The organism is Chitinophaga eiseniae, assembly GCF_012641265.1.
Taxonomy (GTDB): domain Bacteria; phylum Bacteroidota; class Bacteroidia; order Chitinophagales; family Chitinophagaceae; genus Chitinophaga; species Chitinophaga eiseniae_A.
On record NZ_JABAHZ010000002.1, the window covers coordinates 316568 to 329105 of the forward strand.

At 44.3% G+C, this 12538-nt stretch carries 12 protein-coding genes; 4 read left to right on the forward strand and 8 right to left on the reverse strand.

Translation table 11 applies throughout. The features are described from left to right. Nucleotides 1–48: 48 nt before the first annotated feature. The 4 genes from HGH91_RS08855 to HGH91_RS08870 all read right to left on the reverse strand — a co-directional run bounded on the left by HGH91_RS08855 (nucleotide 49) and on the right by HGH91_RS08870 (nucleotide 3511). Nucleotides 49–1452, reverse strand: coding sequence for an MBL fold metallo-hydrolase (locus HGH91_RS08855; protein ID WP_168738109.1), 1404 nt, complete (start codon nucleotides 1450–1452; stop codon nucleotides 49–51). A 134-nt stretch (nucleotides 1453–1586) separates the two neighbouring features. Then, nucleotides 1587–1946, reverse strand: coding sequence for an ArsR/SmtB family transcription factor (locus HGH91_RS08860; RefSeq protein ID WP_012788619.1), 360 nt, complete (start codon nucleotides 1944–1946; stop codon nucleotides 1587–1589). Nucleotides 1947–2159: 213 nt separating this feature from the next. Beyond that, a complete protein-coding gene (tsaB, locus tag HGH91_RS08865; RefSeq protein ID WP_168738110.1) occupies nucleotides 2160–2837 on the reverse strand; it encodes a tRNA (adenosine(37)-N6)-threonylcarbamoyltransferase complex dimerization subunit type 1 TsaB in 678 nt (225 codons plus the stop codon). A gap of 8 nt (nucleotides 2838–2845) precedes the next feature. Beyond that, nucleotides 2846–3511 carry a 3-hydroxyacyl-CoA dehydrogenase family protein gene (locus HGH91_RS08870; RefSeq protein WP_168738111.1) on the reverse strand — a complete coding sequence of 222 codons (666 nt, stop codon included), beginning with the start codon at nucleotides 3509–3511 and terminating at the stop codon, nucleotides 2846–2848. A gap of 99 nt (nucleotides 3512–3610) precedes the next feature. Here HGH91_RS08870 and HGH91_RS08875 point away from each other — a divergent pair, with 99 nt between their 5' ends. Beyond that, a complete protein-coding gene (locus HGH91_RS08875) occupies nucleotides 3611–3991 on the forward strand; it encodes a RidA family protein (RefSeq protein WP_168738112.1) in 381 nt (126 codons plus the stop codon). A gap of 105 nt (nucleotides 3992–4096) precedes the next feature. Here the strand turns inward: HGH91_RS08875 and HGH91_RS08880 are convergent, their stop codons facing one another. The 4 genes from HGH91_RS08880 to HGH91_RS08895 form a co-directional block, all read right to left on the reverse strand. Further along, nucleotides 4097–5767: a murein L,D-transpeptidase gene (locus HGH91_RS08880; RefSeq protein WP_168738113.1), complete on the reverse strand. Its 1671-nt coding sequence runs from the start codon at nucleotides 5765–5767 to the stop codon at nucleotides 4097–4099. Nucleotides 5768–5958: 191 nt separating this feature from the next. Next, a complete protein-coding gene (locus tag HGH91_RS08885; protein WP_168738114.1) occupies nucleotides 5959–7509 on the reverse strand; it encodes an Rne/Rng family ribonuclease in 1551 nt (516 codons plus the stop codon). A gap of 453 nt (nucleotides 7510–7962) precedes the next feature. Then, a complete protein-coding gene (locus HGH91_RS08890) occupies nucleotides 7963–8805 on the reverse strand; it encodes a tetratricopeptide repeat protein (RefSeq protein WP_168738115.1) in 843 nt (280 codons plus the stop codon). Between the two features lie 24 nt (nucleotides 8806–8829). Then, on the reverse strand, nucleotides 8830–9117 hold the full coding sequence (locus HGH91_RS08895; protein ID WP_073084475.1) for an HU family DNA-binding protein: 288 nt from the start codon (nucleotides 9115–9117) through the stop codon (nucleotides 8830–8832). 219 nt (nucleotides 9118–9336) lie between these two features. Between HGH91_RS08895 and mutY the strand changes: the two genes are divergently transcribed. From mutY to gldE, 3 genes are all read left to right on the forward strand, one after another. After that, nucleotides 9337–10410 carry an A/G-specific adenine glycosylase gene (mutY, locus tag HGH91_RS08900; RefSeq protein ID WP_168738116.1) on the forward strand — a complete coding sequence of 358 codons (1074 nt, stop codon included), beginning with the start codon at nucleotides 9337–9339 and terminating at the stop codon, nucleotides 10408–10410. A 196-nt stretch (nucleotides 10411–10606) separates the two neighbouring features. Then, nucleotides 10607–11065: a single-stranded DNA-binding protein gene (locus HGH91_RS08905; protein ID WP_168738117.1), complete on the forward strand. Its 459-nt coding sequence runs from the start codon at nucleotides 10607–10609 to the stop codon at nucleotides 11063–11065. Between the two features lie 132 nt (nucleotides 11066–11197). Beyond that, on the forward strand, nucleotides 11198–12535 hold the full coding sequence (gene gldE / locus HGH91_RS08910) for a gliding motility-associated protein GldE (protein ID WP_247651695.1): 1338 nt from the start codon (nucleotides 11198–11200) through the stop codon (nucleotides 12533–12535). Nucleotides 12536–12538: the final 3 nt, after the last annotated feature.

A 12538-nucleotide genomic window follows, 5' to 3' on the forward strand; every position in this document is an offset into this window, starting at 1 on the left:
AGCGGCAACCTGGTGGCTACCGCTCCTGCACTTGATGATATATAACGATTAGTTGAGTACTGTTTTTTCCTGTACTACCTGTAATCCTTTCTGGTCTTTCATTTTAGCGAAGCCACCATCTACGTTGCGCAGGTTGTGGATACCTTCTCTTTTCATGATAGAGCAGGCAATGATACTGCGGTAACCACCCTGGCAATGCACATACAGGTTATGATTATCTTCAAAATCCGCAATCTTACCAGGATCTACCATGTCGCCCAGGGAAATATTGATGGCATTTTTGATATGACCATCTGCAAATTCAATGGGTTTACGTACATCCACGATCACCAGGTTGGGATCATGCGGAATATCCATGGCCAGTTCATCTGCTTCCACGGTGATGATCAGGTCGACGGCTTCTCCGGAGGCAGCCCAGGCAGGATAACCACCTTCCAGGTAACCTACTACATTGTCGAAGCCTACCCTCGCCATTCTTACCACAGTTTCTTCCTCCTGGCCGATGGGCGCTACCAGGATAATATCCTGGTCAAATGGTAACAGGCTACCGGCCCATTCAGCGAAGCGGCCTTCCAGCCCAATGCTGATGGCGCCAGGTACAAATCCATCGCCAAATTCCTTAGCCGGGCGGGTATCCAGGATCAGGGCGCCTCCTTTTGCCTTCGCTTTAAATGCCGCGGGCCCGAGTGGCTGCATCGCTTTTTCCATTACGGCTTTTAGCGCATCATAACCTTCTTTGTTGATTTTTGCATTAATCGGAAAATAAGAAGGAGGAGTGCTTAAACCACTGGTCACCTGGTTAATAAATTCCTGCTTGTCTGTTGCCAGTAACGCATAGTTGGTCGCTTTTTCATCACCAATGGTACTGAAAGTATTTGGTCCCAGGTTTTTACCACAGGCAGATCCGGGGCCATGCGCGGGGTATACGATCACGTTGTCCGGCAAAGTTTTGATTTTACTGTTGAGAGAATCAAACAGGTAGTCGGCGAGCTCTTCTTTGGTTAAATTACCGCTGAACAGGTCCGGGCGGCCTACATCCCCTACGAATAAGGTATCTCCGGTGAATACAGCATAAGGCTGTTGCTTTTCATCAGACAGTAGGTAGCAGGAAGATTCCAGGGTGTGACCGGGTGTATGCAATACTTTCATTGTTACTGCCCCGATGTTGAAAACTTCGTTGTCGTTGGCAACATACGTTTCGAAGTTGGTTACTGCGCCAGGACCATAAACGATTTTTGCGCCCGTGGCGGCAGCGAGTTCCAGGTGTCCTGAAACAAAGTCCGCATGAAAATGCGTTTCAAAAATGTATTGAATGGTTGCGTTGTGTTCTTTTGCCAGATCAAGATAAACCTCGATATCTCGTAACGGGTCTATCACAACCGCTACTCCTTCAGATGCAATGAAGTAAGCAGCTTCTGACAAACAGTTGGTGTACAATTGTTTTACGAACATGGTTTTTGATTTTGTCAAATTTACAACTTCTCCGGCGCTCCACTTATGGATAAAATCTATACCAAAATAAAAAAGTAGCCATAAAGGCTACCTTTTTATATAATGTTTTCCGTATGTGATACGGACCAATACTTTTAACCAACAAGTTCTTCCACGAACTTCGCCACTTCAGCAATACGTTGCTTGTTGATGGTGTAGTGAATAAACTTACCATCTCTTTCTGTAATTACAATGCCTGCACGCCTTAAAATGGCCAGGTGCTGTGACGCTACCGATTGTTCCAGACGCAATTTCACATAGATCTCTGTCACAGTCATTTTCTTGTGGTCTTCCAGCAGCTTAATCATCTGCTGGCGCAGCTTATGGTTGATAGCACGCAAAACCATAGCGGCTTTCTTAACGGCAATGTAATCCAATTTGATCTGGTCTTTTTCATTGGTACCTCTAGAAATAATAAGAGTATTAGAAGAGGTAGTTAATAATGTTTTTTCCATCGCATAATAGTTTTAAAAAAATGATGAAATGAAAGGGATCAACGGACAGTACTCGCAAACAGTTAGACAACAATTGCGGTTATCGATTTATACAAAAATATAATATCTATCACAATAAAAAAAATTTCCATACCTTATTTTATCATATATAACCCCCGGATACTTGCAAATTAGATGTAATTTGACTATTCTATGACAAATCAAACGTATGTGCTAGGTTTTTTGGGGAGAAAAGAAGGGTTTCAGATAAAAAGGACTGAAATAAGCCAGATCAACGAATTGTTTTTTCTCGAACGCCTGCGCTGAAAGCGGAGCCATATGCGCAGCATTTATCACGTATTTTTCAAAAATAGCATTTTTAGGAGAAGATAACATCAACTCCCATTTTGGGCTACCATCTCCAAAGAAATAAATTTTCTTTTCGGTCAATGGTGCTTCTAATAAATGAGGCTCCAGGATCATCGCCTGTGGCGCCATCACCTCTTGTAACCGGGCATCATAGATCGCCATGAATACCTCCTGCCTGCGGGCATCCAGCATTGGACAATACCAGGCAGCGGTATCTTTTACTTCTGCCAATAATCCCTGTGCCATCATCTGTAGCGTGGAAACCGCCAGCAGCGGCTTATTCCAGGCATAGCATAGTCCTTTGGCCGTGGCCACACCCACACGTAAACCCGTATACGAACCCGGACCCGCGCTCACCGCCACAGCATCCAGCTCCTGTGCACTAATCCCCTGGTCCTTTAATATCTGTTGCACAAACAAGATCATTGCAGCGGCATGATCCTGTTGCTTTTCGTTTACCAGCGTCTGTATCTCTTGCCCATCGCGGGAAAGACTTACCGAACCAATAGTAGTAGCGGTATCTATATTTAATATGAGTGCCATGAAAAAAATTAAATCGCTTCGTATGCTGTTTGCAGCGCCCCTGCTACGGCATAACGGTCATCGCCGGTAACATCGTGCACTGCTTTTAATACTTCATATACATGCCTGATCCCAATCCGCTCGCTCCACTCAAAAGGCCCATACGGATAATTGGTGCCTAAGCGCATGGAGGTATCTATATCTTCCAGGGAAGCAGTACCCTCTTCCAGGGCCAGGTAGGCTTCATTAACAATCATACATACTACCCTGGGAGTAACCATCCCAACAGCATCCGCTACCAGGGCGTATTCCCAGCCTAACTCGTGCATAATATCATCTACTGTTTCCCGTTGCCCTTCGTCCATTACCGACACTTCCGTTACCGGCATGCTCACAAAACCAGGCAGGAAATTACAGCCCATAATATTGAAACCCTGCTCAAACGCATACTGGTTCATGATTTCAGCCAGCGAGGTTTTTGCCATTCCTGCCAGTACCGGCACCGCCGGGTTCTTTGCATATATCCCGGCATGCTCAGGCCGGTCATCGAAAATAAGATCCAGCACCAGGTCGAATACTTTCAACGATAAAACCTCTTCCAGGCTCGTTTTCCACTGTATTTCATGATGCTTGGCTATTCCCTTCTGCTGCAATTCTTCAAACCGTTGCGCATCTGCTATTACCAGGATATTCATGCGTTAAATTTCGGCAAACCTAATAAAGAATCATTAATTAACGTACATCTGCCCCTACAGACATTTGTACGTTCTTATTTATTATTTACTTTCGTTTCTATGGAAAAGCAAATTATTAATACTCCCAATGCGCCCGCTCCTATCGGGCCTTATAACCAGTCTGTAAAAGTGGGGAATACCCTCTATGTATCCGGACAAATTCCCCTGGACCCGGCTTCAGGTAACCTGGTTACTTCAGGCATCTCAGATGAAACCCATCAGGCGATGAAAAACCTGGAAGCAGTACTTACTGCCGCTGGTATGAGTTTTCAAAACGTGGTTAAAACCACTATCTTCTTAACAGATATGCAAACTTTCCCGCAGGTGAATGAAGCATATGGTAGCTATTTTACCAGCGACTTCCCAGCCCGGGAAACCGTTCAGGTAGCAGCCCTGCCTAAAGGCGTAAATGTGGAAATATCTGTGATAGCCGTAGATTAGCAGAACGCAGAAAGCGAAAAGCTATTGTGGAGAATGATATAAGCGGATATTTGAAAATCGCTCTGGTCATTCTCCACAATAGCTTTTCGCTTTCTGCTTCCTGCTCTACTTACCAAATAACGTAGCCGCCAGTTTCTGGTCGTGGCCATATACATCGTCCCTGAAATTCAGCTGGCCATTGTGATCCACGAAGGCAGTGAAGTAAACAATAAATACCGGCACCTTATCTTTCACCGTCACAAATTTTTCTTTCCCGGCATTCATTGCATCATCTATCTTCTGGGAGGTCCAGGAAGAATCATCGCGCAGCAACCATTCCGCCAGGTGTTTGGGCTCGGAAACCCTGATACAACCGTGGCTGAAAGAACGCTTGTTTTCTCCAAACAAATAACGTGCAGGGGTATCATGCAGGTAAATATTATACTCGTTGGGAAACAGGAATTTCACCTTGCCCAGGGAGTTCTTGCCACCGGGCTTCTGACGTACCACATACGGAAAATTTCCCCCGGAATACTTGCTGAAATTAATGGATCCGGGAGCCACCACCTTGCCGCTGGCGCCCACTATCTCCATATTCTGCCTGGCCAGGTAGCTGCCAGCGCCACGTTTTAAACCCGGTACTACTTCTTTGGACAGGATGCCCGGAGGTACATTCCAATAGGGGCTAAACACGATATAACGCAATTCTTTAGTAAATATCACGGTATTAGCCCCGGGCTTACCCACCACTACATTTGCACTCCAGGCCAATTTGCCTTTTTCATATGCATGCATTTTAAATTGCGGAATGTTTACCAGGATATAGTCTGTAGTAGGCTCTATGGGTACCCAGCGTAAACGCTCCATGTTCAGCAATATTTTCCGGATACGGTCTTCTACCGGCACATTCAGCGCATCGAGTACATTTTTGTTGATAAGGCCATCTACTTTTATCCCCATACGGTCCTGGAAAGCCCGAACAGCCGTGTCCAGTACAGCGGTAAAGCGTTGGCTGCTATCCGTTCCGGGCAAATCGCCAAAGGCTTCCAACCTGTATTTTACCTGGGCAATTACTTCAGCAGAATCTCCCTTTTTAAAGCTTTTTGCGCTTGTCCGGATAGAGTCCCATTTATTATCTGTAGCTATTTTAGCCAGTTTTTTCAACTGTTGACGCAGGAGAATATACTGTCTGTTTACCGGTTCATCATCTTCAAAGGCATTGTTCTTCTTGGCCACCATGGAGTCCAGCAGGCTTTCCATATCAATCTTCTTACGTGGAATAAACCATTCCAGGTCCTTGGTGGAATCGGCAGTCAATCCACCCCATACCTTATTACCATAAGCAAAAAATTGAGCGGTGAGCATCATTTCTATGCGCGGGATGGCCGTATCACCGGGCTTCAGCCCCGAATCGCTTACCAGCATGGTATCAGTCAGCTGCTGCAGATCAGGTGTCATCAGGCTACTGTCTTTAATCCCATAAGCAGCGTCATTTTTCATCATGTTGATGAAGTTGCCTGCTTGCTCTGTTAACCCGTTTTTATCGATCCAGGCGTAATGGAAATCGCGCTTGCGGTAGAAATTGCGGATATATTCATCATAGGCATCATAGGAGGTATTGGCCGTCAGAAACTGGTTCACATAGTTGCTGTCAATCGTCTGATCAATATAGTCCTGCCTGGTATAGTGGGTGGTATCCCTGGTTTTTGTTTTCTTGCGGGTACCACTCTGCTGCTGGCAGGCAGCGAAAATAATCAGGGATAATAAAGCCAGTGAGGTGTAGAAACGTATAGTCATATGCGTAATGGATGTATATTTTATTTTCTTAAAACAATCATGACAATAATATCAATGGGGATAATAGGGTAAATGTATGAAATATATGGTTTTAGAAGCGCAGTACACAAAATGATAAAGCTATTAAAATGAATCGCCCCCCGTAATTGCGGGGGGCGATTCATTTTAATAGCTTTATAGGTTCCTTTTTCTTACAACTTTATTTCTTCATCGTTGGCGTCGAAAAAGCGATATTCAGTAAGATGGTAGTTAGCATCTGCTTTTAATTTGATCCATTTTTTATACTGGAAGTACCATTTCCATTGTTTGGATCCCAGGAATCCCTTAGTCAGGTAAGCATGTAGTATAGGGTGTACGCGGATGGTAAGTCCTTTATGCTGGTGATTCAGCAGGTATTGCAGATTTTTTTCAATGTCTTCAAGAATCAGCATGGAGGCGCCGATTTTACCTGTTCCCCGGCAGGTAGGACAATCTTCCGCAACAGATATAGTGATCTCAGGTTTTACCCGTTGGCGGGTAATCTGCATGAGACCAAATTTCGATATAGGTAAGATGGTGTGTTTAGCCCGGTCTTGCGCCATGAACTTTTCCATGGCTTCAAAGATGGCTTTTTTGTTTTCCGGCAGTTTCATATCAATGAAATCGATGATAATGATACCGCCGAGGTCTCTCAATCTCAGTTGCCGGGCAATTTCTGCGGCGGCTTCCAGGTTGGAGGCGAGGGCATTTTGTTCCTGGTTATTACTGGAGCTTTTATAGCCGCTGTTTACGTCTACCACGTGCAGGGCTTCAGTGGCTTCAATAATGAGATATACGCCACTATCGAGGTTAACGGTTTTACCGAAGGAGGCTTTCACCTGCCGGGTAATACCGAAATTATCGAAAATGGGAGATCCGTTATTGTAGTAGTTAACGATATCAGACTTTTCCGGAGCAATTTTCTGGATATACGTTTTAGCGTCTGTATATATGTTTTTATCGTTGACTACGATACGGTTAAAGCTCTCGTTGAGCAGATCGCGGAGGATACTGGTTGTTTTGGTTTGTTCACTGAGAATCTTCTGCGGGGCCTGGCCGCCGTTGAGATTCGCCTGGATATTTTTCCAGGTTTGAACGAGGGTAGTCAGGTCTTCGTGTAATTCTGCTGTTTTCTTTCCTTCAGCGGCGGTGCGAACGATTACGCCAAAATTGGGCGCTTTGATCGCTTCCACGATTTTCTGCAGTCTTTTTCTTTCTTCGGAAGAGTGGATTTTCTTTGAAACCGCAACAATATCATTAAAGGGTGTTAACACGATAAATCTTCCGGGTAAAGAGATTTCGCAGCTAAGGCGTGGGCCTTTAGAAGAAATGGGTTCTTTCAGAATTTGTACGAGGATATTGGGTTTTCCTCCCAGTACGTCCGTAATCTTACCGGTCTTTACTATTTCCGGTTCATTTTTAAATTTAGTGAAGTCAAAACCATCGGGCGTTTTATCGCTGATGGCCATGGCGGTAAATTTAAGAATAGAGCGGATATAGGGGCTTAGATCCGTATAATGTAAAAAGGCATCTTTCTCGAAGCCTACGTCGACAAATGCAGCATTTAAGCCGGGTATCAGCTTTTTGACTTTACCCAGGTACAAATCGCCTACTGCGAAGTTAGGATTGCCACTTTCGTGATGTAATTCAACTAGCTTCTTATCTTCCAGTAACGCAATTTCCACCCCTGTGGGAGCCGCATTTATAATAAGTTCCTTATTCAAGCGTCCAAAATTTTAACCTTTAAAACTTCACCTTTATGTTATGCACACGGCTATTAAGAACAGCTTACTGCATACCAAAACAATAGCTCACCATAAAGTTAGCGTATTTCTTCACGTTCGTGATGATGGATTGCTTAAGGGTTCAGCGATCACTGCAGGCAATGTCCGGAGAGTTCAATTGCGGGATCTATGGAAACAACCTGCATGACTATAGCAATTTAAGAAGTAAATGCTAGAATCATGCAGGATATATGAAAATTTTTATCCGACCACCGCGCCGGGAAAATACCTGATTAGTATAAATGGCGGGAAACTGGAGTAATTATTTCTTCTTACTTTTATGCCGGTTCTTTCTCAGTCTTTTTTTACGCTTGTGAGTGGCAATTTTATGTCTTTTTCTTTTCTTACCGCAAGGCATACGCTGATACGTTTTTAAATGATTGAAAAATAATATTATTTAATGCTCTTAATGTAGCTATCTACTTCCTTCTTCAGTTCCGGATCATTCATGAATTGCTTGCTTTTTTCAAACAATTCAATGGCTTTTTGCTTATCTCCTTTACTTCTATACGATTCCGCCAGTACAAATAACACTTTTGCGTTATCGGGATGCGTTTTCAGTACCCCTTCCAGTCTTTCGATAGCTTTGTCGTACTGACCTGATGTAATGGCCAGATTAGCTAATGTAACCTGTGCATCTATGTTATCAGGATGAGCAGCAACGACTTCCCTCAGCTTGGCTACTCCTGTCATAGGCTCACCGGTATTCATATATACCATGGCCTGTGATATTTTCAGCGTGTCGTTAGCTGGGTTCAGCTGTATGGCCTGATCAAACAAAGCAATTGCCTGCCCGGCCTCCCATTTTGCAATACGCGGATCTTCTGCGTGTTGTAGGTGGGCTAAAAATAAATTGGCTGCAAAGGTGAGGCTTTTTTCGGAATTTTCCAACTTAGCGGCTTCGCCAAGATAATATGCGGCTACCGGGAGCTGATTCAAACTGTCCCATGTGCTGTACAATTGCTGGTATGCAGCAATCTTCTGGGTTTTTACATCCCCACGAACAACATTGGTTTCAATGGTATTAACCTGTAAAAGTTTGTCAGCAGGAATTTTCCCTTTTGCTGTAGCCAGCAGTTCAGAGAAGGCAATAGGTTCCACATCCTGACCACCCTGCATAGGGGCAGCAGATGACATAGGTTTCTTTTCTGACCGGGGCACAGTACGGCCAAAGGCGAATAATATCACCAATAGTGCTACCGCAGCACCCACCAGAAGAACTTGTGATTTTTGCATCGCCTAAAATATTAGGCTGCAAAATTAAGAACTTTTGAGCTTCTTTACCTCAGCAACAAATTCTTTCGAAGGTTTGAATGCCGGAATAAAATGCTCGGGGATCTCCACAGCTACGTTCTTCTTGATGTTACGCCCAATCTTAGCGGCCCTTTTCTTTGTGATAAAGCTACCAAAGCCACGGATATAAATATGTTCTCCGTTAGCTAATGCTTCTTTCACCTCTTTGAACATGGCCTCAAGAGTGACTAGCACATCTACTTTGGGGATGCCGGTTTTTTCAGCAATGTTGTTTATTAAATCAGCTTTTCTCATATGAAAGCGAGAGGATTACTTTACTCTCAAAGTTAATTTAAAAATTCTAATTGCTGAATTTTAAGCAAATAAATTTTATCATTTTTTCTTATAACTGGTATTGGCGATAATTTATATTTATTTGCAGGCCCGGAAACGGGTATCTGTTGTACCTTATAGGGTTTTGTACAGCATTTGCCATATCAATATACTAAATAATTTTATTAAAATAATATATAAATGATATCAGACCGACATTTTTTTACCGAAAAATTACTGGAATGGAACCGGGACACCAATACCCGCAGCATGCCCTGGAAAGGTGAAAAAAATCCATATAAGATCTGGCTATCGGAAATCATTCTTCAGCAAACCCGCGTGGAACAAGGCTGGCCGTACTACGAGCGGTTTATTCAACACTACCCCACCGTTAAAAAACTGGCCGCCGCCCCCGATGAGGAAGTATTCCGCCTCTGGCAGGGCCTCGGCTACTACGCCCGCTGTAAAAATATGCTCGCTGCCGCCCGCCAAATTACCAACATCCACGAGGGAAAATTCCCCGATCAATACGATCAGATTAAAGCACTCAAAGGCATTGGCCCGTATACCGCCGCCGCCATTGCCTCCTTTGCTTTCCATCTCCCCTACGCCGTACTGGATGGTAATGTATTCAGAGTGCTGGCCCGTTACTTCGGCATAGACACGCCGATTGACAGTACCGCCGGCAAAAAACAATTTGATACCCTGGCACAGGAACTGCTCCCCAAAGCACATTCCGCCGAATACAACCAGAGCATCATGGATTTTGGAGCAGTTGTATGCAAGCCACAGCAGCCCGCCTGCGAGGAGTGCCCCCTTCGCAAAAAATGCGTGGCACGTCATCAGCAATTAATCTCCCTTCTCCCGGTAAAAACAAAAAAATTACAGATCAAAAAAAGATACTTCAATTACCTCCTGCTCCATTACGGGAATGATATCTTTATCCGGAAAAGAACAAGCAACGACATCTGGCAAAATTTGCACGAGTTCATCCTGATTGAAACTCCCGGCCCTTCAGATGCCACTACCCTCCAATCGTCCACCGCTTTTAAAACTATATTAGGCAGCATACCCTTCGAACTGGAAGGAGTATCTGCTCCCCTTAAACAACAACTCACCCATCAAACTATTCATAGCCTGTTCATCAGCCTGTCGGTAAAGCAACAGCCAAATCTGCCGGACTATACGCTGGTACCACGAAACAGCCTGCACAAATATGCCTTTCCGAAAACCATTACTGCTTTCCTGGAAAGCCACCACCTTCAATTATTTTAGCCAACACACATAGAGATAAAAAATATACATTAAACATTCAATCACTTCCATAATAGCCCATAATAATAAAATCCTGCTCCATCCGCTGCCAGTAAGAAATTTTTAGGTATCGATTGGAAAAAAATATTAACTTTAAGAAGGTTGTTTATTTATCGAAGAAGAACTCTTTAACAATAGACTAAAAAAACCTACAACTATGAGAGGTGTTAATAAAGTAATCCTGATAGGCAATTTGGGCAGAGATCCGGATGTACAGTTTCTGGAGGGGAATATCGCAGTAGCCAAATTTTCGCTGGCCACTACCGAAACATTTAAAGACAGAGCAGGCAAGCTCATATCACAAACAGAATGGCATACGGTAGTGCTATGGCGCGGACTGGCCGAATTAGCGCAGAAATACCTGCACAAGGGCAGCCTGGTTTACATCGAAGGTCGTTTACGTACCCGCAGCTGGGAAGACAAAGAAGGCAATAAAAAATTTGCTACCGAAGTTGTAGGAGATAACCTGGTTATGCTGGATAAACGCATGGACCTCAACAACCAAGATCACCCCATACCTCACCATAGCAGCAGCGGTTCCGGTGCGGGCGAAAATTTTCCAGGAATGGAAATTCCCCCCTCCCTGAATGAACCCGCAGATGATCTGCCGTTTTAGTTGCAAAAAAATATTAAGTTTTAAATGTACGTAATCCCATATAGGGACATTACTTATATTTGCGTGCAGGGAAAGCGATTCCATGAATTACTTTCCCCTTATTTTTGATTGTTTACATCAAAGTTGAACATTTTGGGCATCCTTTCGGCAAGCAACGTATCCTATCTTTTACAAGCCAGCACACCTATTGGCACCCCTAACGTGGTGGTGTTCCTGCTTGTTATATTCGTTCTACTGCTGCTTACCTTTATCGTGGCCGGCGCAGAGGTAGCTTTCTTTTCCTTGAATTATAAGGACCTGAACGTACTTAAAACCCGGCAAAACGCTTCCGGCAAGCTCATTACCAAACTGCTGGAAAAGCCCAAATCCCTACTGGCCTCCCTGCAAATAGCCGGGGTATTGCTGATGATCGCCTTTATTATGATCACCAACTACCTCGTAACCCAAATGGAAGACCTGCAAACATTACCGGTAGTTTCACTTGTGGTACGTATTTCCGCTATCTGCCTCATATTATTGTTTTTCGGACAAATCCTCCCCCGCGTTTGGGCAGCCCAGAATAATATCCGGTTTGCTACCTATTTCGCCTGGTTTGTTAGCCTGATCCATGCCACCATGGAACCAGTAAGCGATTTCTTTGTAAGCCTCAGCAGCAGCCTGGAAGCCAGCCTCTTTCATCGCGGCGCCGGCCCCGTCAACTACCAGGAAATTGACGAAGCCATCGAAATGAGCGTAGATCCTACCGCCTCCCAGGAAGAAAAAAATATCCTGAAAGGCATCCTTAAATTCGGAAACATCACCGTAAAACAGATTATGCGCGGTCGCCTCGATGTAAACGGCGTCGAATACGACAACACCTTCTCCGACATCATCAAACGGGTGGCTGACCTCCACTACTCCAGGTTACCCGTATATAAAGATAATCTCGACAATATCGTTGGCGTCATCCATACTAAAGACCTGCTGCCTCACCTCGATAAAGGCGACAGCTTTGACTGGCACGAAGTTATGCGCCAGCCCTTCTTTGTACATGGCCACAAATTAATTGAAGACCTGCTCTCCGAATTCCAGAGCAGACGCATGCACTTTGCCGTGGTGGTAGACGAATTCGGCGGTACCTCCGGTATTGTTACCCTGGAAGATATCATGGAAGAAGTAATTGGCGATATCAAAGACGAATTCGATGAAGAAGAATTCAACTACAGCAAAGTAGACAACTTCACCTACGTATTTGAAGGCAAAACCATGCTGAACGATGCCTGCCGCATCATGAACATCACTCCCGAAACCTTTGAAGCAGTAAAAGGCGAAAGCGACTCCCTTGGCGGCCTCATATTAGAGCTGGCCGGAAAATTTCCGGAAGAAAACAGCGTTATTAACTACAACAACTTTGATTTTACTGTACTGGAAGTGAATAAAATGCGCATCCAGAAAGTACAGGTCACCATCAGGCCGGATGCCGCTGAATAAGTA